We start from the raw sequence: 25,603 nt of genomic DNA, 5'->3' as shown, positions 1-25,603 counted from the left end.
CTTTGCTCTGCACCCACGAAAGCGACAGTCACCCAACGTGATGGGAGACCTCGCCGAGCCATCGGTGAGAACACGCCCGCTCGCCCAGTCACACACAGCAACCAGCCGCGTCAGACACGCACAGTGACGGGTGATCAGGTCAGGGAGGCGCGCAGCGCGGCTTCCTTCCCGGCGACCAGCTCCTCCAGGCTCGCCTGGTAGGCGGCCATCTTGTCGCGCAGCACCGGATCGGCCGCACCCAGGATGCGTACCGCCAGCAGACCGGCGTTGCGGGCGTTGCCGATCGACACGGTGGCGACCGGCACGCCGGCCGGCATCTGCACGATGGACAACAGCGAGTCCATCCCGTCCAGGTACTTCAGCGGCACCGGGACGCCGATCACCGGCAGCGGGGTCACCGAGGCGACCATGCCGGGCAGGTGGGCCGCTCCGCCCGCGCCCGCGATGATCACCTGGACACCACGGCCGGCGGCGGCGCGGCCGTACTCGATCATCTTGACCGGGGTGCGGTGCGCCGACACCACGCCCACCTCGTACGGCACGCCGAACTCGTCGAGCGCCTCGGCGGCAGCCTTCATGACCGGCCAGTCCGAGTCGCTACCCATGATCAGTCCGACGGTGCTCATCACTGCCCCTCCTGGAGCCAGCGGGCGGCACGCGCGGCCCGGGCCCGTACGTCGTCCAGGTCGTTGCCGAGCACGGTGACGTGCCCGATCTTGCGGCCCGGACGGACCTGCTTGCCGTACAGGTGGACCTTGGCCCCGGGTTCGGCGGCGAACAGGTGGTGCAGCCGCTCGTCGATGGAGATGCCGCCCGGCTCGCCGCCGAGCACGTTCGCCATCACCACGACCGGCGCGGTCAGCGAGGTGTCCCCCATCGGGTAGTCCAGCACCGCCCGCAGGTGCTGCTCGAACTGCGAGGTCCGGGCCCCCTCGATGGTCCAGTGCCCGGAGTTGTGCGGCCGCATCGCCAGCTCGTTGACGACCAGCCCGGACGGCGTGTCGAACAGCTCCACCGCGAGCAGGCCGACCACACCGAGCGCGGTGGCCAGGTCGATGGCGAGCTGCTGCGCGGCCACGGCCTGCTCCTCGGGCAGGCCGGGCGCGGGCGCGAGCACCTCGACGCAGATGCCGTCGCGCTGCACCGTCTCCACCACCGGATACGCAGCGACCTGCCCGAACGGTGACCGGGCCACCTGCACGGCCAACTCCCGGCGCAGCGCCACCCGCTCCTCCACCAGCAGCGGGGTGCCACCGGCGAGCAGCGTGGCAGCCAACTCGGCGGCCTGGCCGGCGTCGTCGACCATCCAGACCCCGCGCCCGTCGTAGCCGCCGCGGGCGGCCTTGAGCACCACCGGCCAGCCGATCTCCTCGCCGAAGGCGATCAGGTCGGCCGGGGACTCCACCGGACGCCAGGCCGGGTTCGGCGCGCCCAGCTCACCGAGCCGTTCCCGCATCACCCGCTTGTCCTGCGCGTGCACCAGCGCCTCGGCGGGCGGAAACAGCTTCACGCCCTCATCGGTCAGGGCGCGGATGTGCTCGTTGGGGACGTGCTCGTGGTCGAACGTGACCACGTCGCAGCCCTTGGCGAACGTACGCAGCGCGGCCAGGTCGGTGTGGTCGCCGTACTGGACCTCGGCGGCGACCAGCGCGGCGCCGTCGTCCGGGGCTTGCGCCAGCACGCGAAGCGACTGGCCGAGAGCGATGGCGGCCTGGTGGGTCATCCGGGCGAGCTGGCCGCCACCCACCATGCCCACGACGGGGAGACCGGTACGGGAGTCCATAGCGCCGCCAGCCTATAAGGGCCGGTGCCGGGCCGGACCGCGAGGGCGGCCCGGCTCACTCCGCTCAGCCGAGCTGCGCGATCAGCTCCTCGACGCCGGTCACCGGCCGCTGGCAGACGAAGCCCCGGCAGACGTACGCGGCGGGCCGCCCGTCGACGAACGGCCGCCCGGCCAGCAGCGGCACACCGGGCTGATCCGGGGCTCCGGCCACCACCACCGCGCCGGGCGGGGCGTGACGCCGAGCGGCGGCCACCAGCGGGTCGCCCGCCGGGTCGCCGGTCGCCACCGCGATCTCGTACGGCCCGGACAGCAGCGCCTCACCGACGGTGGCCGCGTACCCGGTGAACCGGGCGTGCCGGTCGACGATCGGCGCGACAGTGGTCAGCGTCTTCTCGGCCGCCTCCCGGTAGCGGGTCTCCCCGGTCAGCGCCGCGTACGCCACGAGCGCCGCCACGATCGCCGACCGGCCCGACGGCGTCGCGTTGTCGGTCGGGTCGGCGGGCCGGGTGACCAGGCGCTCGGCGTCGTCGGCGGTGTCGTAGAAGGCGCCGTTCGGGCCGGCGAACCGGGCCAGCGCCACGTCGAGCAGCTCACCGGCCAGCGTCAGCCACCGCCCCTCGCCGGTGAGCTGGTGCATCGCGCAGAACGCCTCGGCGACGCAGCCGTAGTCCTCCAGCACCCCGGCCGGCTCACCCACCATCCTGTCCCGGGAGACCCGCCGCAGCCGGCCGTCCACGAGGTGCACGGCGGCCAGGTGCTCGGCGGCGTCCCGCATCGCGCCGTCGGAGACGATCAGCACGCCGTCCATCAGGTTCGCGTCCTCGTCGTCGGGCGACACGAGCAGGGCGGCGACCTGCTGGAACTCCGCGATGGCGGTGACCGCGAGCCCGTTCCAGGCGGCCACCACCTTGTCGTCGCGGGCCGGCTGGGGACGGGTGTCGCGAGCGGCCAGCAGCCGGCCCACCACGTCCTGCCAGCGGGCCCGCACCTGCGGGTCGGCGTCGTCGACGTCGCGGGCCAGCCGCAGCACGCTGGTGCCGTGCTCGAACGTGCCGTCGGCGGTGACGTCGAACAGGTCCGCGGCGAACCGGCCGTCGTCCTCCCCCAGCACCTCGACGAGCTGGCCGGGCGTCCAGACGTAGGTGAGCCCCTCGACGCCCTCGGTGTCCGCGTCCAGCGCCGAGGCGAAGCCCTCACCGGCGCGGTGCAGCTCGTCGGCGAGGAACCGGGCGGTGTCGCGGGCCACCCGGCGGGCCAGCCGGTCGCCGGTGAGCCGCCAGAGCTGGGTGTAGACCCGCAGCAGCAGCGCGTTGTCGTAGAGCATCTTCTCGAAGTGCGGCACGGTCCAGTGGCCGTCCACCGAGTAGCGGGCGAAGCCACCGGCGAGCTGGTCGTTGAGTCCGCCGCGGGCCATCGCCTCGCAGGTGTGCCGGACGATCTCCAGGCTGCGCGCCGAGCCGGTGCGCTGGTGGTGCCGGAGCAGGAACAGCAGGTTCATGTGCGGCGGGAACTTCGGCGCGCCGCCGAAACCGCCGTTCGTCTCGTCGTACTCCCGGGCGAGCTGACCGGCGGCGGCGTCGAGCAGGTCGGCGGTGAGCGGTGCGGTGACGCCGCCGACGGCCTGCGCGCCGCCGATCGCCTCGACCACGGCGGCGCCCTGCCGCTGCACCGCCTCGCGCTGGTCGCGCCAGGCGGTGGCGACGGAGCCGAGCAGGCGGATGAAGTTGGCGCGGGGGAAGTACGTGCCGCAGAAGAACGGGGTGCCGTCCGGCGTGGCGAACACAGTCATCGGCCAGCCGCCCTGCCCGGTCATCGCCTGGGTGGCGGTCATGTAGACCGCGTCGACGTCGGGGCGTTCCTCGCGGTCGACCTTGACGCAGACGAAGTCGTCGTTCATCAGCCGGGCCACTGCCTCGTTCTCGAACGACTCGTGGGCCATCACGTGGCACCAGTGGCAGGCCGCGTAGCCGACCGAGATCAGCACCGGGACGTCGCGCCGCTTCGCCTCGGCGAACGCCTCGTCGCACCAGGGCCACCAGTCGACCGGGTTGTCGGCGTGCTGGAGCAGATAGGGCGAGGTGGCCTGGGCGAGTCGATTCACCACCCGACCCTATTCCACCATCGCCTTCCGACGCCGCCGGTGCGGCAGGGGTCAGGAGGCGCCGTCGGCGCGCAGCGGGAAGACGTTGCCGCGGGCCGCGTCGCGCAGCGACCCCAGCACCGCGGCGATCTTGTCGGCCGGCATCGGCTTGAAGAAGTGGTAGCCCTGAGCGGCGGTGCAGCCCAGCTCGGCCAGCGCGGTGCGCTGCTCGGCGGTCTCGACGCCCTCGGCCACCACCCGCAGGCCCAGCTCGTGGGCCAGCCCGACGGTGGTCCGGACGATCGCCGCCGCCTCCGGTGAGTCGGCCATCCGCAGCACGAACGAGCGGTCCACCTTCAACTCGTCGACGGCGATCCGGGTGAGGAACGTCAGCGACGAGAAGCCGGTGCCGAAGTCGTCCACGGCGAGCTGCACGCCCATGGCGCGCAGCGTGGCCAGCACCTCGTCGATGACCTCCAGCTCGCTCATCACCACCGTCTCGGTGATCTCCAGGACGAGCCGGTGCGGCGGCACCTGGTGGCGGCGCAGCGCCTCCTCGATCTCGGCGGGCAGCCGGGGGTCGAGCAGGCTGCGTGCGGACAGGTTCACCGAGATCGGGACGTCGAGCCCGTCCCGCGCCCAGCCGGAGGCCACCGCCAGCGCCTTGTCCAGCACGTACCGGGTGAAGCTGCCGAGCTGCTCGCTGTTCTCCACCGGGCGGATGAAGTCGGCCGGGCCGAGCCAGCCCCGGCGCGGATGCCGCCACCGGATCAGCGCCTCCACCCCGGTCGGCGCGCCGGTCGCCAGGTCAACCGCCGGCTGCAACGCCAGCACCAGCTGGTCGTCGGCCGCCAGCGCCTCCCGCATCTCCGCGAGCAACGCCAGGTGGTCGGTGCTCGCCGCGTCGCGGGAGCTGTCGTACGCGGCGACGCTGCCGCCGCCCTCCTTCGCCTGGTACATGGCGATGTCGGCACGCCGCAGCAGCTCGGTCAGGTCGGCCGCGCCCGCGTCGGCGACCACCACGCCCACCGCCACCTCGACGGACATCCGCACCCCGGCCACCTCGGTCGGTGCGGCGAGGCGCTCGGCGACCTCCCGGGCCTGCCGCAGCGCGTACGCCAGCGGAGCCGTCCGGTCCTCGACCAGCGGCACCGAGGTCAGCAGCAGGGCGAACTCGTCGCCGCCGAGGCGCCCGAGCAGGTCACCCGGCCGGGTCAGCGCGGCGAGGCGGTTGGAGGTCAGCCGCAGCAACTGGTCGCCCGCCGAGTGCCCGAGCGTGTCGTTGACCTCCTTGAACTGGTTCACGTCGAGCAGCAGGAGGGCCACCGGGTGGTCGTGTGCGCGCTGCCGCAGCGCCTGATCCCCCTTGGCGAGCAGCGCCGCCCGGTTGAGCAGTCCGGTGAGCTGGTCGTGCACCGCGTCGTACAACGAGCGGGCGGTGACCAGCCGTAGCTCCCGATGCGTGGCGGCATCGTGCAGGGCGGCGGCCAGCGCGTCGCCGAACGCCGCCACACCGTCGCGTTCCCGGGCGCTCGGCGGGGCGGACCGGGCGAACCGCACCCGCAGGCGGCCGACCTCTGTGGATCCCACGGCGAGGCGGCGCACCAGTTCGTGCTCCCCCGCGTCGGCGCCGGCGGACGGCTCCACCTCCCGGTCGCGTACCTGCCCGCCGCGGTCGGCCCGGTAGCGGCGCCAGCGTCCCTCGCCCCGGGCCACGTCGACCTCGGCGAGTTCCGCGCCGAACAGGGTGAGCGCGCCGGTCACCGCGGCGGTCGCCACGCCGCGCTCGTCGAGCTGGTTGAGCGCGGCGGTGGCCTCGGCGAACGCCCGCCAGGTGCGCCGTTCCTGATCGGCCCGCAGCCGGTGGCGGTAGGTCTGCTGGAGCAGCCAGAGCGGCGGCGGCAGGAGCAGCAGCCAGCGCACGTCGAGTTCGAGCAGCGCGACGACCACCAGGCCGACCGCCACGTTGCCGACGAACATGAGCAGCTTGCCGCGCAGCGCGGCGAGCAGCGGCGGCCCGATCGCGATGCCGTGCCGCAGGGCGAGCGTGACGGCGCCCAGGAAGGCGGTGGTCAGCAGGTAGGTGACCGCGGCGGCGGTGAGCGTGAGCGCCAGCTCCGGGGTGGGCGCGGCGAGCAGCGGCGGGCCGAGAGCGGTGGCCACGGTCGCGGCGAGCGCGGTGGCGGCGGTGAGCGAACCGGCGATGCCGACCAGTTCCAGCGCCGGCCGGCGGTCGGCGACCAGTGACATCACGGTCCAGGCGGCGCCCACACCCAAGAGGGCGGCGGCCGGGAGCCAACCGGCCGGCACCAGCCAGAGGCAGACCACGAGTGCGGCCTCGCCCCAGGTGATGCTCACCATGCCCGAGGCGCTGCGGAAGCGCAGCCGGGCGAGCTGCGCCACCGCGAACGCGACGGTGGCGATGCCGAAGCGGGCCGGGCCGGGCAGGGGGTGGTCGACCGGCAGGTGCGACGGGACGGTGAGGCCGAGCGCGGCGGCGAGCAGACCGGTGAGCGCGACCGCGACGGTGAGCAGGACGACGCCCACCGGCGTCCCGTGCAGGCCGATCCGGTCCGGGGAACGGTCGGCCGGCTCGGTGGTCACGGGGCCGCCCCGTCGACGGGTCGGGCGGGGGCATGGTCGGGGGCCGGTGCTGACTTCGACATCGGCGTCCCCCTTCCGCGCAGGGTCCGGGGCCTGACGGTCCCCCCGGCGGAAGGCTAAGCCAAAGCCGGTGGTCGCAACAGGGGGCGACGACCGGCTTGGGCGTGATTCACGCGGTGTTCAGCTGTTCCGGTGCTGCTGGGAGCCGTTGGGCGCATTCGTCGGTGAATCCTGCCCGACGAGCCCGTCTGTCGGATCGGCGACTGCGGAATCGGCCCGGCCGGGGGTGCCCTGCTGCGGGAAGCGGTCGGGCAGCCGGCGCAGCCGGCCGTTCATGTTGCGGATCAGCAGGACGGTGACGGTGCCCAGCGCGACGATGAGGAAGAGGCCCATCGGACCGGCCAGACCACCCGTACGGGTGTCACCGAAGTTGTTCTGCGCGAGCACCTCGACGGTGGTCAGCATGGTGTTCCTCCGATGTGCGACTGAGCACCAGGGTAGCCCCCGGCCTGGTCAGTGGGCACGGCACGCCTCACGTACGCCCGCGAACAGGTCGGACTCGGGCAGCGGGCTGTCGACCATCGACCGGGCGAGTTGGAAGTCCTCCGTCGGCCAGGCGTGCTTCTGCAGCTCCATCGGCACCTGGAACCAGAAGCCGTCGGGGTCGATCTGGGTGGCGTGCGCGCGCAGCGCGTCGTCGCGGACCGGGAAGTAGTCGGCGCACTCGACCCGGGTGGTGATCCGGGCGCCCTTGTCGGGGCGCTCGTCCCAGCGCTTCATCCACTCGCCGTACGGCGATTCGAGACCGGCGGCGAGCACCGCCTCGTGCAGGCTCATGATCTTGGCGCGGGAGAAGCCCACGTCGTAGTAGAGCTTCAGCGGCTGCCACGGCTCGCCCAGCCCGGGGTGGCGCTCCGGGTCACCGGCCGCGTCGAACGCCGCCACGGTGATCTTGTGGGTCATGATGTGGTCGGGGTGCGGGTAGCCGCCCTCCTCGTCGTACGTGGTGACGACGTGCGGGCGGAACTGCCGCATCAGGCGCACCAGCGGCGCGGCGGCGACGTCCACGTCCTGGAGGGCGAAGCAGCCCTCCGGCAGCGGCGGAAGCGGGTCGCCCTCGGGCAGCCCGGAATCGACGAAGCCGAGCCACGCCTGCTCGACGCCGAGGATGGCCCGGGCGGCGTCCATCTCGGCCCGCCGGATGTCTCCGATGTTCGCCCACACGTCGGGGCGGTCCATCTTGGGGTTGAGCACACTGCCCCGCTCACCACCGGTGGCGGTGACGACCAGGACGTCCACCCCCTCGGCGACGTATTTCGCCATGGTGGCGGCGCCCTTGCTCGACTCGTCGTCGGGATGGGCGTGCACCGCCATGAGACGCAGCTGTTCTGCCACCTTCGGCGCTCCTCGTCTGTGCCCGCCGGTCGGCCCCGGGCCGACCGGCTGACCTGCCGGAATCTCCCCCCGCGCCCGCGAAAGCCCCCGCGACGGCCGGCCGGGCCCCGCCACCGGAGTGGCCAGGGCCACGCCCGCCGGTCCAGGCCGACCTGCCATCCTTGACTCAGCGCCGGGCTGGGAAGATGGACCTAGCCATTCTTGCCGATGCCGCCGACAACAACGCCAGGAGATACCCGCCGGTGAGCGAGACGCACGCCACAGTCGCCGCGGAGGCGCCGGTCTTCCCGCCGGGCCGCTACGGACGCCGCCGGGAGCCGGGACGCCGCCGGCCACTCCTGCTCGCCCTCACGGTGACGGTCGTGCTGGCCGTCCTCGGGCTGGGCGCGACGAAGCTCTACTACCAGTACGGTGACCCGGAATACCGGGGCGAGATGATCAGCTACACCGACATCACCGACTCCCGGGTGGTGGTCGACTTCCGGGTCACCGTGCCGCCGGGCGGCTCCGCCACCTGCCTGCTACGGGCCCGCTCCCACGACGGGGCCCAGGTGGGCACCGCCGAGGCCACCGTGACCGCGGAGCCCGGTCAGCGCCACATCCGGGCCCGGCAGGAGGTGCCCACGAGCACCCGGCCGTTCATCGGCGAGGTCCTGCGCTGCCGGCCCGCCGGCTGAGCCGGCCCGCCGGCGAGTCGCCGGCCACCGCACCCCGGTCCCGTCACCGGCACCCGGGGTGATCGATCACACCTCGACGTGACCCGCACTGGTAGCCTTGCAAGTTCACCTGTCAGCCAGTCCGCACCAATCGAGGAGAACGCCTGTGTCCACAAATGGAAACGAGGCGCCCGCCACCTGGCTGTCCCAGGACGCCTACGACCGTCTGCAGGCCGAGCTCGACGAGCTGATCGCCAACCGGCCGGTCATCGCCGCCGAGATCAACGCCCGGCGCGAGGAGGGCGACCTGCGGGAGAACGGTGGCTACCACGCCGCCCGTGAGGAGCAGGGCAAGGCCGAGGGCCGCATCCTCTACCTCAAGGAGCTGCTGCGCACCGCCAAGGTCGGTGAGGCGCCGGATGCCGACGCGGTCTCGCCGGGCATGGTCGTGAAGATCTACTTCGACGACGACGCCGACGACAGCGAGACCTTCCTCCTCGGCTCCCGGGAGATCGCCTCCACCACCGACCTCACGGTCTACAGCCCCGAGTCCGCGCTCGGAAAGGCGATCCTCGGCGGCAAGGCAGGGCAGACCTGCACCTACACGGCGCCCAGCGGCGCCGATATCAAGGTGACCATCGTCTCCTTCGAGCCGTACAGCGGCTGACCCCTCCGGACCCGCGCCGGATGGCTCGGGTCCCGAACCCGACCGAGGCTGACAGGCCCTCCTCGGACCCGAGCCGCACACCCGAACGCCCCGACCGGATCATCCGGCCGGGGCGTTCGCGTTCCACCGCGGCGTCCGCGCACCGGCCGGGGCTCAGCCCTCGCCGGTGAAGACCACCTGGTAGCCGCTGGCCCGCAGCGCACTGATCAGCGTGTCCGAGTGCTCCACCCCGCGGGTCTCCACCGACAGGGCCACCTCCACCTCGCCGAGGCGCAGGTGCGGGTTGGCGCGCTGGTGCACCACGTCCACCACGTTGGCCCGGTGCTCGGCGATCTCGCCCAGCAGGGAGGCGAGCTGCCCGGGCCGGTCCGTGCAGCGCACCGTGATCCGCAGGAACCGGCCGGCCGCCGCCAGGCCGTGCTCGATCACCCGGAGCATGAGCAGCGGGTCGATGTTGCCGCCGGAGAGCACCGCGACGACCGGCTCGGTCACCTCCACCGCGCCGGCCAGCAGCGCCGCCACGCCGACCGCGCCGGCCGGCTCGACAACCTGCTTGCCGCGTTCCAGCAACATCAGCAGCGCCCGGGAGATGTCCTCCTCGGAGACCGTGACGACGTCGTCGACGAGCTTGCGGACATGGGTGAAGGTCAGCTCGCCCGGACGGCCGACGGCGATACCGTCGGCGATCGTCGCGAACGAGGGCAGCCGCAGCGGCTCGCCGGCCCGCAGCGAGGGCGGGAAGGCGGCGGCGCTCGCCGCCTGGACCCCGATCACGCGTACGTCGGGACGCAGCGCCTTGGCCGCCACCGCCATGCCCGAGGCGAGGCCGCCGCCGCCCACCCCGGTCACGATGGTGCGCACGTCCGGGCACTGTTCGAGGATCTCCAGCGCCACGGTGCCCTGCCCGGCGATCACGTCCGGGTGGTCGAACGGGTGGATGAACACCGCCCCGGTCCGCTCGGCGAAGGTCTGCGCCGCGACGAGCGACTCGTCCACCGTGTTGCCCACCAGCTCGATCTGCGCGCCGTACCCCTTCGTGGCGGCGACCTTCGGCAGCGGCGCGTTCACCGGCATGAAGACGGTGGCGTGCGCGCCGACCAGCCCGGCGGCCAGCGCCACCCCCTGCGCGTGGTTGCCGGCGCTCGCCGCGACCACGCCGCGGGACCGCTCCTCGGCCGAGAGCCGGGAGATCCGCACGTACGCGCCGCGCACCTTGTACGACCCGGCGCGCTGGAGGTTCTCGCACTTGAGCCAGACCGGCCCGCCGAGCGCGGCGCTGAGCGGCCGGGACGGCTCCAGCGGGGTGGTACGGGTGACACCGGCGAGCAGTTCCCGCGCGGCCTGTACGTCGGCGAGGCCGACCAGTTCCGTCATGCCCCGATCGTGCCACCCGGTCCCGGTGGGATCTGCGCCGACGTGGCCGGCGACCCCGTTCCGACGCGGGGATAGCCGGGGGCGTGCCGGGCCCACGGCGCCTGCATCTCGAACTGGCCCGCCACCCCGAGCAGCAGCAGCTCGGAGCCGGGCGGGCCGACGAACTGCACGCCGACGGGCAGCCCGTCCGGGCGGCGGCCGACCGGCACCACGATCGACGGCAACCCGGCGATGTTCCACGGCGCCGCGTACGGGGCGTACCTGATGTTCGTCGACATGTTCGCGAGCCAGGAGCGGCCGGACCACCCGGCGGCCTCCGGCGGCGGCCCGGCCAGCGCCGGGGTGAGCAGCAGGTCGACCGAGTTGTCGGCGAAGAACTGCACCGACCGTTCGCGCCAGGCGGCCCGGTCGGCCTCCCGCACGTACCCCCGGCGCTGCGCCCACTCGCCGAGCGTGACGTGCCGGCGGCTGCGTCGCTGGAGTTGACGCGGCGCCACCCCGGCGGCGCGCACGTCGGCGGCGGCCGACGCGAACCAGGTGGCGATGCCCTGGAGGCCGAGCCGGGTCGGGTAGACCGGGTCGGCGGGCACGGTGTCGTGACCGGCGGCGGCCAGCAGCCGGCCGGCGGCGGCGACCGCGTCCCGGCTCGGTGCGTCCGGCGAGACGCCGCGCACCGGCGAGCGCAGCGAGACGCCCACCCGCAGCCGCTCCGGCGGGACCAGCTTGTCCGGCCGGCGTCCGGCCAGCACCGAGAAGCCGACCACCGCGTCGGCGACGGTGCTGGTCAGCATGCCGTGCTCGGTGAGGCCGAACCAGTCGTCCGCGCCGAGCTGGCAGGGCACCACGCCCCGGCCGGGCTTGAGCCCGACCAGACCGCAGCAGGCCGCCGGAATGCGGATCGACCCGAGACCGTCGTTGCCGTGGGCCATCGGCACCAGCCCGGCGGCCACCGCGGCGGCCGCACCGCCGGACGAGCCGCCCGGGGTACGCGCCGGGTCCCACGGGTTGCGGGTGACGGCGGTGTCGTCGTCGGTGAGGGCCCACAGGCCCAGCTCCGGCATCCGGGTCACGCCGAGGATGACAGCGCCCGCGCCGCGCAGCCGCCGGACCACCTCGTGGTCGGCCTCCGCCACCTCGGTACGCATCGCGGCCGACCCGTTCCAGGTGGGCAGGCCGGCCACCGGCGTGTTCTCCTTGACCGCCACCGGCACCCCGGCCAGCGGCAGGTTCGCCAGTTCCTCCTGCTCGTCGACCTTCTCCGCCTCGGTGATCGCCTCGCCGGCGCGTACCGCGCGGAACGCGCCCAGCTCGGCGTCGACCCGGGCGACGTGGTCCAGGTGGTCGGCGACGACCTGGGTGGCGGAGACGTCGCCACGGCGTACCGCCCGGGCGATCTGTTTCGCGGTCGTCCCGACCCAGGTCGTCGGCAAGATGTCCGGCACTGCCACCCTCCCCAGCCAGCGGTCAGCCCAGGGCCTGCTCCAGATCGGCGAGCAGGTCGTCGACCGTCTCGATGCCGACAGACAGTCGCACGAGATCGCCGGGAACTTCAAGCGGCGAGCCCGCGGCGCTCGCGTGTGTCATCCGGCCCGGGTGCTCGATCAGGGACTCCACGCCGCCCAGCGACTCCGCGAGCACGAACAGCCGGGCCCGGTTGCAGATCTGGACGGCGTGCTCCTCGCCGCCCGCGGCGCGGAACGAGATCATGCCGCCGAACCGGCGCATCTGCTTGGCGGCCACCTCGTGGCCCGGGTGCGAGGGCAGGCCCGGGTAGACGACCTGGGCGACCTTCGCGTGTCCGTCCAGGTAGGCCGCGATCCGCTCGGCGTTGTCGCAGTGCCGGTCCATCCGTACCCCGAGGGTCTTGATGCCGCGCAGGGTGAGCCAGGCGTCGAACGGGCCGTTGACCGCGCCCATCGCGTTCTGGTGGTAGCGCAGCTCCTCACCGAGCGTGCGGTCCGCCGCGACGAGCGCGCCGCCGACCACGTCGGAGTGCCCGCCGACGTACTTGGTGGTGGAGTGCACCACCACGTCCGCGCCGAACCCGATCGGCTGCTGGAGGTACGGCGAGGCGAAGGTGTTGTCGACCACCAGCAGCGCGCCGGCGTCGTGCGCCACCGCTGCGAGCGCCGCGATGTCGGCGATGCCGAGCAGCGGGTTGGTCGGCGTCTCCACCCACACGATCCGGGTGGTGCCCGGGCGGATCGCGGCGCGCACGGCGTCCGGGTCGGAGACCTTCGCCGGGGTGTACGCCAGGCCCCAGCGCTCGGCCACCTTGGCGAACAGCCGGTACGTGCCGCCGTACGCGTCGTCCGGGATCACCACGTGGTCGCCCGGCTTGCAGACGGTCCGCAGCAGCGTGTCCTCGGCGGCCAGGCCGCTGGCGAAGGCGAGCGCCACCGGGCCGCCCTCCAGCGCCGCCAGGCACTCCTGCAGCGCGTCCCGGGTCGGGTTGCCGGAGCGGCTGTACTCGTAGCCCTCGCGCGGCGCGCCGACGGCGTCCTGCGCGTACGTGCTGGTCTGGTAGATCGGCGGGATCACCGCGCCGGTGCGGGCCTCCGGGGCCTGACCGGCGTGGATGGCGAGTGTCTCGAAGCCGTGGCTCATGCCGCAGACGTTAGCCCGCCGCCCGGCCGTGCTCCCGGCAACCCGGCGCGAGTCACAACCGCGAAGGTGTCGGGGTGGTCGGCCATACTGGTCCGGTGAGTACGACCGAGGCGCTCCCCTCCCGCCTGCACGGCGTCGCCGACCGGATTCCCACGTGCCTGGGCGACCTCAAGGGGCCCGAGCACGGCCGGGTCACCCTGCCGATCCGCCTCGCGTGGTCCGGTCTCACCGAGTTCGACGTCGACGACAGCGGGCAGCGGCTCACGCTCTACCGCACGCTGATGGACTGCGGGCAGCGCGAGGACATCGTCCGGTACGTCAATCCGACGCTTCTCCGGCAGGACTGGTCCCGCATCCGCAAGCTGACCGCGCGCCGGGTGATCCGCCTCTGGGAGAGCAGGATGCCGGGCCTGGTGGCCTAGCCGTGGACGAGTTGCACACACGCCTGCTGCACGTCGGATTTCGCGCCGGTGACGACCTCGGTCTGGTGCTCGCCGGTGGGTACGCACTCGCCGCGCACGATCTCGTGAGCCGGCCGTCCCGCGACATCGACTTCGCCACCGCAACCGCGCTGCCGCTGCCTCTGGTGGCGGCGCGGCTGGCCGAGGCGTACCGAGCCGCAGGGTTCGGCTGCCGGGTCGTCGAGGCGATGCCGCGGATGGCCCGGTTGCTGGTCGAAGGGCCCGGCTTCGCCTGCGAGGTCGACCTCTTGAAAGAGGCCATCGGACCGCCCGCGAGGATGCAGATCGGGCCGGTGCTCGCGCTGGAGGACGCCATCGGCCTCAAGGTCAGGGCGTTTCACGACCGCGCCGCGCATCGCGACTACATCGACGTACGCGCCGCCAGCCGGATCGTGGAGTGCAGGGGACTCGAATCCTTGGGAGCCCGGCACACCGTCGCGTTCTCGCTTCACGAGCTGGCCGACCGACTCGGCGGGGTCGACGAGCTCGAGGTGGAGACATTCGCCTCCTACGGGCTCGGCGAGGTCGACATCGGCGGACTCAGGCGCTGGGCCCGTCGGTGGGAGGCGGACATCCGGGCTCGCCTCGCCAATGGCGAGATTGGCCCGATCGGTGTCCCCGACGACGACTGGGACGCCTACCTCGACCGCGCCTGACCCGGCCGCTTCTCGCTGATCATGAGGTTGACGGTGCCGGCGGTCCCATTTGTCGCCGCCAACCTCATGATCGCAATCGGCCGGAGGTGGGGTGGCCGGGTGGGGCCTAGGGTGGGGGCGTGAGCGGGTGTGTGTTCTGCGGGATCGTGGCGGGCGAGGTGCCGGCCTTCCGGGTGATCGACGAGCCGGACGGGGTCGCGTTCCTCGACACCCGGCCGGTGTTCAAGGGACACGTGCTCGTGGTGCCCCGCACCCACCTGGTCACCCTGTCCGACCTGCCGGCCGACGCGCTGCCCGGCTACTTCCGGCTGGTGCAGCGGATCGCCGTCGCCGTGGAGACCGGTCTGGGCTCCGGTGGGACGTTCGTGGCGATGAACAACCGGGTGTCCCAGTCCGTAGCGCACCTGCACACCCACGTCGTGCCCCGCACCAAGGGCGACGGGCTGCGCGGTTTCTTCTGGCCACGTACCCGGTACGCGGACGACGCCGAGGCGACGGAGTTCGCCGGGCGGATCTCGGCGGCGCTGGCCTGACGCCGGCGTGGGCGGGTAAGGAACCGGGGGCCGATGCTGTTGCACGCGCTGGGAAAGCCAAGAGAGGAGTCCCACCGTGTTCCTCCGCCGCATGAAGGCCGAGATGATCTCTCCTGACCAGGCCCTGCCGGGCCGCCCGATCGCGATGCCGATCGCCGACCGGCACGAGGTGCTGCCGTCGACGCTGAAGGGCCCGTTCCCCGAGGGCGCGCAGGTCGCCGTCTTCGGCATGGGCTGCTTCTGGGGCGCCGAGCGGCTGTTCTGGACCCTCCCCGGCGTGATCACCACGTCCGCCGGTTACGCGGGCGGGTACACCACCAACCCGACGTACGAGGAGGTCTGCTCGGGCATGACCGGGCACGCCGAGGTGGTCCAGGTGGTCTACGACCCGTCGAAGATCGCCTACGAGGACCTGCTCAAGGTCTTCTGGGAGAACCACGACCCGACCCAGGGCATGCGCCAGGGCAACGACGTGGGCACCCAGTACCGCTCGGCGATCTACACCACGACCGACGAGCAGCTCGCCGCCGCCAAGGCATCGCGGGACGCGTTCGCGCCGATCGTGGAGCGGGCCGGCAAGGGTGAGATCACCACCGAGATCGCGCCGCTCGGCGACTACTACTTCGCCGAGGACTACCACCAGCAGTATTTGGCGCCGACGAAGAACCCGAACGGCTACTGCAACCACGGCCCGAACGGGCTGAGCTGCCCGGTCGGGGTGGCCCGCACCGCCTGACCCGGTCGGCGGCTACCGTCTCCTGGCGGTAGCCGCCACCTTGCCATGCGATCTTGCAGCTTGAGCCCGCAGACTGTCGGGTTCACGAGGATTGCGGGGCACCCAATCGCGAGATCGGCCGAAGCCGAAGACGCCGGGCGCGCTAGGCGGTCTGTGCGGTGTTACTCACACCGGAACGGGGCCGGGTTTCCGGCATCCGGGCGTGGAGGGCAGGAACCGAAGGCATGACAGGCAGCCACCCTGCGTGACGGCGCATGGTAGCAAGCTGTCACACGTTCGTCATCGTCTCAACAGGCGAACTGCAACAAGTTCTGGCAGCATTGGCTCGTATGTGCGGACTTGCGGGAGAGTTCCGCCGTGACGGTTCACGCGCCGACGTCTCGGCCGTGGAGCGGATGGCGGCCACGATGAGTGACCGAGGGCCCGACGACAGCGGCGTCTGGTCGCAGGGCCCGACCGCGCTGGGACACCGGCGCCTGAAGATCATCGACCTGTCCGCGGCGAGCGGCCAACCCATCGTGGACGCCGCCGCCGGGCTCACCGGTGTCTTCAACGGCTGCATCTACAACTATCGGGAGCTGCGCGCCGAACTTCAGGCCAAGGGCCACCGGTTCTTCTCGTCCGGCGACAGCGAGGTCGTGATCAAGGCGTACGCCGAGTGGGGGCTCGACTTCGTCGACCACCTGATCGGCATGTTCGCGGTGGCGATCAGCGAGCGCGACACCGGCCGTCTGGTGCTGGCCCGGGACCGCCTCGGCATCAAGCCGCTCTACCTGGCCGAGAGCCCCGGTGTGGTGCGGTTCGCCTCGACCCTGCCGGCGCTGCTCGCCGGTGGCGGCATCGACACCACCATCGACCGGGTGGCGCTCGCCCACTACCTGAGCTTCCACAGCATCGTGCCGCCGCCGCGCACCATCCTGGCCGGCGTCACCAAGCTTCCGCCGGCCACGGTCCGGGTGTACGAGGCGGACGGCTCCACCCACGAACGGGTGTACTGGGATCCGTCCTTCGGCCGCGACGCCGAGCGGGCCGGCTGGTCCGAGCGGGACTGGCAGGACGCGCTGCTCGACTCGCTGACCACCGCCGTACGCCGCCGCATGGTGGCCGACGTGCCGGTGGGCGTGCTGCTCTCCGGCGGCCTCGACTCCAGCCTGGTGGTCGCGCTGCTCGCCGGTGAGGGGCAGGCCCGGTCCGGCCTGGCCACGTTCTCCATCGGCTTCGACGCGGTCGGCGGCCGGGAGGGCGACGAGTTCGTCTACTCCGACCTGGTGGCGAAGACGTTCGGCACCGACCACCACCAGATCCGGGTGCCCACCGGTGACCTGCTGCCGCCGCTGGAAGCCGCCGTCGCGGCCATGAGCGAGCCCATGGTCAGCCACGACTGCGTGGCGTTCTGGCTGCTCAGCCAGGAGGTCGCGCGGCACGTCAAGGTGGTGCAGTCGGGTCAGGGCGCGGACGAGATCCTGGGCGGCTACCACTGGTACCCGCCGCTCGCCGGGGTGGACCGGGAGCAGGCGCTCGAGACGTACGCGAAGGCGTTCTTCGACCGCGACGCGGCCGGACTGGCCCGGGTGCTCAACCCGGCGTGGCTGGCCGAGGGCGACCCGGCGCGGGAGTTCGTCGCCGCGCACCTGGGCCGCGCGGGGGCACAGACCGCAGTCGACGCGGGCCTGCGGATCGACACCCAGGTCATGCTGACCGACGACCCGGTGAAGCGGGTCGACAACATGACCATGGCGCACGGGCTGGAGGCCCGGGTGCCGTTCCTCGACCACGAGTTCGTCGAGCTGGCCGCGAGCTGCCCGCCGGAGCTGAAGCTGGCCCAGGGCGGCAAGGGCGTGCTCAAGGAGATCGGCCGCCGGGTCCTGCCGCACGAGGTCATCGACCGGCCCAAGGGCTACTTCCCCGTGCCCGGCCTCACCCACCTGGAGGGCAAGCTTCTCGACCGGGTACGCGACGCGCTCACCGCCCCGGAGGCGCGCCGTCGTGACCTGTTCCGCGCCGACTACGTCGACGCGCTGCTCGCCGACCCGAACGCCGAACTGACCCCGTTGAACGGAAACAAGCTGTGGCAACTGGGACTCCTGGAAATGTGGCTCCAGAGCCACGGAATCGACTGACCATGACGGACACCCTCGCCACCGGAACCGCGCGAACCGACCGGGAACGGGTGCTGGGCCGGCGCCGGGAACGCACCGGCCCGGGCGGCGACCCGATCGCACCGGGTACGCCGGAGCCGCGACAGCCGCAGACCCCGTCCACCGACGCCTCGGGCGTGGTGCTGGACTGCGGCTGGGGCCGGCTGGTGTTCGGGCAGACGTTCGACGACCAGGTGCACGTGGCCGACGTGCTGCGCTCCGAAGCGGTCGGCGCCCGGGACATCTGCATCTACCTGCGCGACCCGCACGTGCTGGTGTCCCGGCTGCCGGACGAGCTGTTCATCGACCCGTCGCTGACCTACCGGCTGCCGCTGGGCGAGAAGCGGCCCGCCGCCACCGAGGGCGGCGAGGTGCCCGGGCTGACCGTCCGGCCGCTGCGCGACGCCGCCGACGCCGAGGCGGTGAACCGGATCTACGCGCGCAACGGCATGGTCACCGCCCCCGTCGAGGTGCTGGTGGACAACGCCGGCACGAACCGGTTCCTGCACCTGGTGGCCGAGGACGCCACCGGTGAGGTGGTCGGCACCATCACCGGCGTGGACCACGTCGCGGTCTTCGACGACCCGGAGAAAGGCGCCAGCCTGTGGTGCCTGACCGTGGACTTCAACACCGCCCCGCCCGGCACCGGGCAGGCGCTGCTGACCGCGCTCGCCGACCGGCTCGACGGGCGCGGACGGGCGTTCGTGGACCTGTCCGTGCTGGCCGAGAACTCGGGCGCGATCCGGCTGTACGAGCGGCTCGGCTTCCACCGCACCGGCACGCTCTGCGTCAAGCGGAAGAACCCGATCAACGAGCGCCTGTTCCTGCCCGCCATGCCCGAGGGGTACGACGAGCTGAACCCGTACGCGAAGATCGTCGCGGACGAGGCGATGCGCCGCGGCATCCGGGTCGAGGTGACCGACCCGCACTGGGGTGAGCTGAAGCTGACCACCGGCGGCCGGACCATCCACACCCGCGAGTCGCTGTCGGAGCTGACCTCGGCGGTGGCGATGAGCCGCTGCGACGACAAGCGGGTGACCCGGCGCATCCTCACCGAGGCGGGGCTGTCGGTGCCGCGCGGCCGCACCGCCACCGGCGAGCCCGACGACGTCACGTTCCTGAACGACGTGGGGCCGGTGGTGGTCAAGCCGGCGCGGGGCGAGCAGGGCAACGGCATCACCGTCGGGGTGCGTACGCCGGAGGCTCTGACCGCCGCCGTCGAGCTGGCCCGCCGGTTCTGCCCGGACGTGCTGATCGAGGAGCTGCGCGCGGGCGACGACCTGCGGGTCGTGGTGATCGACCACGAGGTGGTGGCCGCCGCGGTACGCCGTCCGGCGCAGATCACCGGTGACGGCGTGCACGACATCACCGAGCTGATCGAGCGGCAGAGCCGGCGCCGGGCGGCAGCCACCGGTGGCGAGTCCCGCATCCCGATCGACGACATGACCCGCGAGGTGGTGGCGGAGGCCGGCTACCGGATGCACGACGTGCTCCCGGAGGGCGAGGTGCTGGCGGTCCGCCGGACGGCCAACCTGCACACCGGCGGCACGATCCACGACGTGACCGCCGAGCTGCACCCGGCCATCGCCGAGGCGTGCGTCACGGCGAGCCGGGCGCTGGACATCCCGGTCACCGGGCTGGACCTGCTGGTCCCCGCCCCGGACCGGCCGGAACACGTGTTCATCGAGGCGAACGAGCGTCCCGGACTGGCCAACCACGAGCCGCAGCCGACCGCCGAGCGCTTCGTCGACCTGCTCTTCCCGGGTACCCGGGCACCGCAGCGTCTCTGGTCGCCTGCCGGTGCGGCAGGCTCTGGGGCATGACCGCACGCAAAACCCAACCGCTCAAGCTCGACCTCGACTACCTCAGCCAGGTGCTGGTGGAGCTGCTGGAGATCCCCAGCCCGTCGGGACGCACCGACCACATCCAGCAGTACGTGGGTGAACGGCTCTCCGCGATCGGGATCAGCTCCACGCTGACCCGTCGCGGGGCGCTGAGCGCCTGCCTGCCCGGCCCCAGATCGACCGGCGCCGACCGGGCCGTGGTGGTGCACACCGACACCATCGGCGGCATGGTGAAGCGGCTCAAGGAGAACGGCCGGCTGGAGATCAACCCGATCGGTACGCACAGCGCCCGCTTCGCCGAGGGCGCACACGTGCGGATCTTCACCGACGACCTGGACCGGGTCGTCACCGGCCAGGTCCTGCCCCTGAAGGCCAGCGGCCACCGCTACAACGAGGCGGTCGACCTCCAGGGCGTCGGCTGGGAGCTGGTCGAGGTGCGGGTGGACGAGCCGGTGCACGACGAGGCCGGGCTGCGGGCGCTGGGCATCGACGCCGGGGACTTCGTCGCGTTCCTGCCCAACCCGGCCATCACCCCGAGCGGGTACGTCAAGTCCCGGCACCTGGACGACAAGGCGGGCGTGGCGGCGGTGCTGACCGCGTTCAAGGCGATGGTCGACGCCGGTGTCACCCCGGCGGTCACCGCGCACCTGCTGGTCACCGTCACCGAGGAGATCGGCCACGGCGCGAGCCACGGGCTGGACCCGGACGTCGCGGAGATCGTCTCGGTGGACGCGGCGGTGGTCGCGCCGGGCCAGCAGTCCCGGGAGACCGCGGCGACGCTGGCGATGGGCGACGGGGTCGGCCCGTTCGACTACCACCTGACCCGCAACCTGGCCGCGATCGCCAAGGAGCACGGCGTGGACCTGGTCCGGGACGTGTTCGACTACTACCGCTCGGACGTGGCCGCGGCGGTCGAGGCCGGGGCGCACGCCCGGGTGGCGTTGCTCGGATTCGGCGTGGACGCCACCCACGGCCACGAGCGCACCCACCTCGACGGCCTGCACCAGCTCACCCAGCTGCTCTGCCTCTACCTGCAGAGCCCGCTGGTCTTCCCCGAGTGGGACGCCGAGCCGGAGGGCGACCTGGCCGACTTCCCGTCACTGGCGGTGCAGCCGGCCCACGAGGAGGGCCCGCGCGAGGGCCCGATCGGCCTGGACTGACGCCTGTGATCGAAATCCGTTGCCGCGGCCGCCGCGAAGTGGATAGCGTGGCGGTACACGGGAAAGGAGGTGGTCCAGACTTGTATAGCAATCGGACTCGTGAGGTGGCTGTCCGCTAGCCGCTGTCCTCGACAGTGAAATCTCGTCCGCCGCGAGGCGGGCACCTGCAGGATCGTCGAGACCGTGTGGCAGCGGTGCGGCGAAACCACGACAGCCACCCGACCCCCGGGGTGCCGGCCCAGTCCAGCCGGCCCGCGCGCGAGCGCGGAAGCCCCGGGGGTCGCTTTTTTGCCCTCCGGAGGATGCCGTGTCCATGCGTGAGCTGGTGGTGCTCGGTACGGCCAGCCAGGCCCCGACCCGGCAGCGCAACCACAACGGCTACCTGCTGCGCTGGGACGACGAGGTGATCCTCTTCGACCCGGGCGAGGGCAGCCAGCGGCAGATGCTGCACACCGGGGTCACCGCCACCGACCTGACCCGGATCTGCGTCACCCACTTCCACGGCGATCACTGCCTCGGCCTGCCCGGCATGATCCAGCGGCTCTCACTGGACCGCGTACCGCGCCCGGTGGCGGTGCACTTCCCGGCCGGCGGCGCGGAGTACTTCGCCCGGCTGCGCCACGCGTCCAGCTTCTACGAGACCGCCGAGCTGGCAGTCGAACCGATCGACGCCGACGGGCAGCGGATCACGCTGGGCGTCGGCACGCTGGAGGCCCGCCGGCTGCGGCACCCGATCGAGACGTACGGCTACCGACTGGTCGAGCGGGACGGCTGCCGGATGCTTCCGGAGCGGCTGGCCGCGTACGGCATCGCCGGGCCGGACGTGGGACGGCTGCTGCGCGACGGCCACCTGGACCGCGACGGGCGTCGCGTCACCCGGGACGAGGTGAGCGTGACCCGGCCGGGCCAGCGGTTCGCCTTCGTGATGGACACCGGACTCTGCGACGGCGTGTACGCGCTGGCCGAGCACGCCGACCTGCTGGTGATCGAGTCGACGTTCCTGGAGTCGGAGGCGGCGCTCGCCGCCGAGGTCGGGCACCTCACCGCCGGCCAGGCCGCGCGGGTGGCGGCCGAGTCGGAGGTACGCACGCTCGTGCTCACCCACTTCTCCCAGCGGTACGCCGACCCGCGCCGGTTCCACGACGAGGCGCGCGAGCACTTCCCCGGTGACCTGGTGATCGCCGAGGATCTCCAGACGGTGCAGGTGCCGCCCCGGCGGGTACCGTCGCCCGGGTGACGATCTCCCTACGGTCCGCGACCGAGGCCGACCTGATGGCGGTCGGCGCCCTGCACCAGCGCTCCCGGGTGGCGGCGTACTCGTCGTTCCTGCCGGCCGAGGTGCTGGCCGACCCGACGCCCGAGGCGATGGGCCGCTACTGGGTGGAGCGGCTGACCTGGGAGGGCGCCGACCACCGGATGACCGTGGCCGAGCGGCACGGGCGACTGGCGGGGTTCAGCTACCTCGGACCGGACGACGAGGGCGACCCGGCGACCGGGCTGCTCAACGCGATCCACCTGGAGCCGTCCGAGCGGGGCCGGGGCACCGGGCGGGCGCTGATGGTGGACGCGCTGGACGCGATGCGGGCCCAGGGCTGGACCCGCGCGGCGCTGTGGGTGCTGCGGGACAACGCCCACGCACGCGGGTTCTACGAGCGCGGCGGCTGGGCCGCCACCGGTGAGCAGCGGGACGAGCACATCGGCCAGGCACTCGTCCCCCAGCTCCGCTACGCCCGCCGCTTGTAAGGAAGGGCCCCCTATTAACGCCTGCGGTAGAGGAAGGGCCCCTTGTTAACACGGCGGTGTTAACAAGGGGCCCTTCCTTGCATGCAGGTCAGCGGGCGCCGAGGTGGGCGAGCAGGTCCTGGCGGGTCAGCACGCCCTTGGGCTTGCCGTCGACCAGCACCAGCGCGGCGTCGGACTTCTCCAGCAGTCCGACCGCCTCGCTCACCGGCTGGCCGCCGCCGATCATCGGCAGCGGCTCGCCCATGTGCCGCTCGATCGTGTCGTGCAGGTGGGCCTGGCCGGTGAAGAGCGCGTCGAGCAGGTCCCTCTCGGCGATCGAGCCGGCCACCTCGCCGGTCACCACAGGCGGCTCGGCCTTGAGCACCGGAAGCTGGGAGACGCCGTACTCGCGCATGTAGTCGATCGCGTCGCGGACCGTCTCGGTCGGGTGCACGTGCACCAGCTCGGGCAGGCCACCGGGCTTGCCGGCGAGCGCGTCCGCGACAGTGGGCTCGGTGCCCGAGTCGTCGAGGAAGCCGTACCGGGCCATCCACCTGTCGTTGAAGATCTTCGACAGGTAGCCTCGCCCGCCGTCCGGCAGCAGCACCACGATCACGTCGTCCGGGCCGGCCTTGCGGGCCACCTCCAGCGCACCCACCACGGCCATGCCGCAGGAGCCGCCGACCAGCAGCCCCTCCTCGCGGGCGAGCCGGCGGGTCATCTCGAAGGACTCCTTGTCCGACACCTCGACGATCTCGTCGGCGATCTTCCGGTCGTACGTCTCCGGCCAGAAGTCCTCACCGACGCCCTCGACCAGGTACGGCCGGCCGGTGCCACCGGAGTAGACCGAACCCTCCGGGTCCGCGCCGATCACCTTGACCCGGCCCTCGGACGCCTCCTTGAGGTAGCGGCCGATGCCGGAGATGGTGCCGCCGGTCCCGACGCCCGCGACGAAGTGGGTGATCTTCCCCTCGGTCTGCCGCCACAGCTCCGGGCCGGTGGTCTCGTAGTGCGAGCGCGGGTTGGCCGGGTTGCTGTACTGGTTGGGCTTCCACGCGCCGGGGATCTCCCGGGCCAGCCGGTCGGAGACGTTGTAGTAGGAGCGCGGGTCCTCCGGCGCGACGGCGGTCGGGCAGACGACCACCTCGGCGCCGTACGCGCGCAGCACGTCCTGCTTGTCCTGGCTGACCTTGTCCGGGCAGACGAAGACGCAGTGGTAGCCCTTGAGCTGGGCCACCAGGGCCAGCCCGACACCTGTGTTGCCGCTGGTCGGCTCCACGATCGTGCCGCCCGGCCGCAGGATGCCCGCCTTCTCGGCGTCCTCCACCATGCGCAGCGCGATCCGGTCCTTGACCGAGCCGCCCGGGTTGACGTACTCCACCTTCGCCAGCACGGTGGCCTGGATGCCCTCGGTGACGTTGCGCAGGCGTACCAGCGGGGTGTTGCCGATCAGCTCGACGACGTTGTCGTAGTACTGCACCTCGTTGTGCCCTTCGTCGCGCCGCCGTCGTGGGGCGGTCGGTCAGTCGTCAGTTCGCCGATCAGCGTACGTGCCGTCAGGGCACCACATGCCCGGGGATGACGGAGCTGCGATGTGCCTCCCACTCCAGGAACCGCTCGGTCTCGGCGAGCACGCTGCCCGCCAGCCAGGTGACCATGACCGCGTCGTCGGCCAACCCGAAGATCGCCAGCGGGATCTCCGGCAGGAGGTCGATCGGGGAGACGATGTACGCCGTCGCCCCGGCCATCAGCGCGAGCCGCAGGCCGCCGTCGTACTCGCCCCGGGTGGTCGCGCGGATCATCCGCGGCAGCGCCGCCAGCCGGGCCCCGAGCGACGGCCCGCCCCGCGTGCCAGCCGCCAGCGCCCGGGCCAGTGCGACGAACGCGGCACTGCGCTTCAACGTCTTCCCCATGATTTCGCCCCTCTCCGCTCGACCATGGTGCGGCCCGGTGGCAAGCCCGCGTCCGCTGCCCCCATCGGTACCCAATCCGGGCAGCGCCCAGCCATCCGATCACGGACAGCAGTGGTCGTACCGGCGCGATACTGTCGGCTCATGGGGGACGCTGGTTCCGTCGCGCCGGTCCGCCGGCAGCGCGCCCGGCAGATCGCCCGCCTCGCGGCGATCGGCACGGGCGCCACGGTGGCGGCCACCGCCGCCACCGGCGGCGTGCTGCTCGGCCAGGCCCGGCAGGCCCGCCGCACCATCCCGATGGCCCAGGCGCCGCCGCCGCGCTGCGACGGTGTGTACGGCGCGAAGCTGCCCGGCCCGCCGGTCATCATGGTCGTCCTGGGCGACTCCTCGGCGGCCGGGTACGGCGTGCACAGGCGTCGGGAGACGCCGGGCTCGCTCCTGGCCACCGGGCTGTCCCGCCGCCTGCACCGGCCGGTCCGGCTGCACCGGTTCGCCGTTGTCGGCGCGCTGTCGTCCGGGCTGAAGCCGCAGGTCGAGTCCGCTCTCGAAGTGGGGCCGGACGTCGCAGTGATCCTGGTCGGCGGCAACGATGTCACCAACCGCACACCGTTCTCGGTGGCGGTGCGCTACCTGGTCGACGCGGTCCGCACGCTCCGGGCGGCTGGCTGCGAGGTGGTCGTCGGCACATGTCCCGACCTGGGCACGATCCGGCCGATCCAGCCGCCCCTGCGCTGGCTGGCCCGGCGCTGGAGCCGCCAGCTCGCGGCCTTGCAGACGGTGGCCGTGGTCGAGGCCGGCGGCCGTACCGTCTCGCTCGGCGACATGCTCGGGCCGCGGTTCGCCGCCGAGCCCGGCCGGATGTTCGCCTCGGACCGGTTCCACCCCTCCGCCGAGGGGTACGCGATAGCCGCGGCGGCGTTGCTGCCCACCGTGCTGTCCGCACTGGGCGCGGTCCCGGAACGCAGGCCTGTCCTGCCCGGCGTGGAAGGCGTACGGTCGCTCCCGGAGGCCGCCCACCAGGCGGCCCGGCACGCCGGCACGGAGGTCAGCGGCGCCCAGCTCCGGGGTCGCGACCGCGGGCCGGGCGGGCGGTGGGCGCAGCTTCGCCGGCGGGCCTTCTTCGGCGTCGGCGCGGTGCCCCCGACCGGCAGCGCCGCCGACTCGGCAACGCTGGAGGGAACGGCATGAGCGAGCGCAGCGAGCGAATCAGCCAGCTCAGCGCAGAGGTGCCTCATGACGGCACGGAGCGAAGCGGAGTGACGGCATGAGCGAGC

At 72.8% G+C, this 25,603-nt stretch carries 23 protein-coding genes; 12 read left to right on the top strand and 11 right to left on the bottom strand.

What is annotated here, in order from left to right:
• Nucleotides 1–134 precede the first annotated feature (134 nt).
• From purE to mca, 6 genes are all read right to left on the bottom strand, one after another.
• Nucleotides 135–626, bottom strand: coding sequence for a 5-(carboxyamino)imidazole ribonucleotide mutase (purE, locus tag C569_RS0119885; protein ID WP_018787528.1), 492 nt, complete (start codon nt 624–626; stop codon nt 135–137).
• Nucleotides 626–1,783, bottom strand: coding sequence for a 5-(carboxyamino)imidazole ribonucleotide synthase (locus C569_RS0119880; RefSeq protein ID WP_018787527.1), 1,158 nt, complete (start codon nt 1,781–1,783; stop codon nt 626–628). Before C569_RS0119880 ends, purE begins: the two co-directional genes overlap by 1 nt.
• A gap of 64 nt (nt 1,784–1,847) precedes the next feature.
• On the bottom strand, nt 1,848–3,884 hold the full coding sequence (locus C569_RS0119875) for a thioredoxin domain-containing protein (protein WP_026268402.1): 2,037 nt from the start codon (nt 3,882–3,884) through the stop codon (nt 1,848–1,850).
• 51 nt (nt 3,885–3,935) lie between these two features.
• On the bottom strand, nt 3,936–6,467 hold the full coding sequence (locus C569_RS0119870) for a bifunctional diguanylate cyclase/phosphodiesterase (RefSeq protein ID WP_018787525.1): 2,532 nt from the start codon (nt 6,465–6,467) through the stop codon (nt 3,936–3,938).
• Between the two features lie 180 nt (nt 6,468–6,647).
• The gene (locus tag C569_RS0119865) at nt 6,648–6,932 is read right to left on the bottom strand and encodes a hypothetical protein (RefSeq protein WP_018787524.1); all 285 of its coding nucleotides are present in this window, start codon (nt 6,930–6,932) and stop codon (nt 6,648–6,650) included.
• A 48-nt stretch (nt 6,933–6,980) separates the two neighbouring features.
• Nucleotides 6,981–7,862, bottom strand: coding sequence for a mycothiol conjugate amidase Mca (gene mca / locus C569_RS0119860; protein ID WP_036346356.1), 882 nt, complete (start codon nt 7,860–7,862; stop codon nt 6,981–6,983).
• Between the two features lie 242 nt (nt 7,863–8,104).
• On the opposite strand from mca, the gene C569_RS0119855 reads away from it, so the two are divergent.
• A complete protein-coding gene (locus C569_RS0119855) occupies nt 8,105–8,539 on the top strand; it encodes a DUF4307 domain-containing protein (RefSeq protein WP_018787522.1) in 435 nt (144 codons plus the stop codon).
• A gap of 145 nt (nt 8,540–8,684) precedes the next feature.
• Nucleotides 8,685–9,185, top strand: a complete 501-nt coding sequence (gene greA / locus C569_RS0119850; protein ID WP_018787521.1) for a transcription elongation factor GreA — start codon at nt 8,685–8,687, stop codon at nt 9,183–9,185.
• Nucleotides 9,186–9,338: 153 nt separating this feature from the next.
• Here the strand turns inward: greA and ilvA are convergent, their stop codons facing one another.
• The 3 genes from ilvA to C569_RS0119835 are packed head-to-tail and all read right to left on the bottom strand — an operon-like array spanning nt 9,339 to nt 13,166.
• Complete coding sequence (ilvA, locus tag C569_RS0119845; protein ID WP_018787520.1) at nt 9,339–10,559, bottom strand: threonine ammonia-lyase; 1,221 nt, start codon at nt 10,557–10,559, stop codon at nt 9,339–9,341.
• Nucleotides 10,556–12,007, bottom strand: a complete 1,452-nt coding sequence (locus C569_RS30605; protein WP_051090507.1) for an amidase — start codon at nt 12,005–12,007, stop codon at nt 10,556–10,558. The genes ilvA and C569_RS30605 overlap by 4 nt, the downstream gene beginning before the upstream one ends.
• A gap of 16 nt (nt 12,008–12,023) precedes the next feature.
• A complete protein-coding gene (locus C569_RS0119835) occupies nt 12,024–13,166 on the bottom strand; it encodes a cystathionine gamma-synthase (protein WP_018787518.1) in 1,143 nt (380 codons plus the stop codon).
• Between the two features lie 95 nt (nt 13,167–13,261).
• Between C569_RS0119835 and C569_RS0119830 the strand changes: the two genes are divergently transcribed.
• From C569_RS0119830 to C569_RS0119790, 9 genes are all read left to right on the top strand, one after another.
• Nucleotides 13,262–13,588 (top strand): hypothetical protein, encoded by a 327-nt coding sequence (locus tag C569_RS0119830; RefSeq protein ID WP_018787517.1) that lies wholly within the window; start codon nt 13,262–13,264, stop codon nt 13,586–13,588.
• 2 nt (nt 13,589–13,590) lie between these two features.
• A complete protein-coding gene (locus C569_RS0119825; RefSeq protein WP_018787516.1) occupies nt 13,591–14,283 on the top strand; it encodes a nucleotidyl transferase AbiEii/AbiGii toxin family protein in 693 nt (230 codons plus the stop codon).
• Between the two features lie 119 nt (nt 14,284–14,402).
• Complete coding sequence (locus tag C569_RS0119820) at nt 14,403–14,816, top strand: HIT family protein (RefSeq protein WP_036346352.1); 414 nt, start codon at nt 14,403–14,405, stop codon at nt 14,814–14,816.
• Between the two features lie 76 nt (nt 14,817–14,892).
• On the top strand, nt 14,893–15,552 hold the full coding sequence (msrA, locus tag C569_RS0119815) for a peptide-methionine (S)-S-oxide reductase MsrA (RefSeq protein WP_018787514.1): 660 nt from the start codon (nt 14,893–14,895) through the stop codon (nt 15,550–15,552).
• Between the two features lie 329 nt (nt 15,553–15,881).
• Nucleotides 15,882–17,672, top strand: a complete 1,791-nt coding sequence (locus C569_RS0119810) for an N-acetylglutaminylglutamine amidotransferase (RefSeq protein WP_026268399.1) — start codon at nt 15,882–15,884, stop codon at nt 17,670–17,672.
• A gap of 2 nt (nt 17,673–17,674) precedes the next feature.
• Nucleotides 17,675–19,513, top strand: coding sequence for an N-acetylglutaminylglutamine synthetase (gene ngg / locus C569_RS0119805; RefSeq protein WP_018787512.1), 1,839 nt, complete (start codon nt 17,675–17,677; stop codon nt 19,511–19,513).
• Nucleotides 19,510–20,694, top strand: coding sequence for an osmoprotectant NAGGN system M42 family peptidase (locus C569_RS0119800; RefSeq protein ID WP_018787511.1), 1,185 nt, complete (start codon nt 19,510–19,512; stop codon nt 20,692–20,694). The genes ngg and C569_RS0119800 overlap by 4 nt, the downstream gene beginning before the upstream one ends.
• 307 nt (nt 20,695–21,001) lie before the next feature.
• A complete protein-coding gene (locus tag C569_RS0119795; protein WP_026268398.1) occupies nt 21,002–21,931 on the top strand; it encodes a ribonuclease Z in 930 nt (309 codons plus the stop codon).
• The gene (locus C569_RS0119790; RefSeq protein WP_018787509.1) at nt 21,928–22,437 is read left to right on the top strand and encodes a GNAT family N-acetyltransferase; all 510 of its coding nucleotides are present in this window, start codon (nt 21,928–21,930) and stop codon (nt 22,435–22,437) included. Before C569_RS0119795 ends, C569_RS0119790 begins: the two co-directional genes overlap by 4 nt.
• 88 nt (nt 22,438–22,525) lie before the next feature.
• Here C569_RS0119790 and C569_RS0119785 read toward each other — a convergent pair whose 3' ends face one another.
• Nucleotides 22,526–23,896, bottom strand: coding sequence for a cystathionine beta-synthase (locus C569_RS0119785; protein ID WP_018787508.1), 1,371 nt, complete (start codon nt 23,894–23,896; stop codon nt 22,526–22,528).
• 76 nt (nt 23,897–23,972) lie between these two features.
• Nucleotides 23,973–24,329, bottom strand: coding sequence for a YkvA family protein (locus tag C569_RS0119780; protein WP_018787507.1), 357 nt, complete (start codon nt 24,327–24,329; stop codon nt 23,973–23,975).
• A 141-nt stretch (nt 24,330–24,470) separates the two neighbouring features.
• On the opposite strand from C569_RS0119780, the gene C569_RS0119775 reads away from it, so the two are divergent.
• The gene (locus tag C569_RS0119775) at nt 24,471–25,517 is read left to right on the top strand and encodes a GDSL-type esterase/lipase family protein (RefSeq protein ID WP_018787506.1); all 1,047 of its coding nucleotides are present in this window, start codon (nt 24,471–24,473) and stop codon (nt 25,515–25,517) included.
• The last annotated feature ends 86 nt before the right edge of the window (nt 25,518–25,603 follow it).

The organism is Micromonospora sp. CNB394, assembly GCF_000374985.1.
GTDB lineage: Bacteria > Actinomycetota > Actinomycetes > Mycobacteriales > Micromonosporaceae > Micromonospora > Micromonospora marina.
Note: the sequence above shows the minus strand (reverse complement) of the source record. Positions and strands in the feature narration are given on the sequence as shown.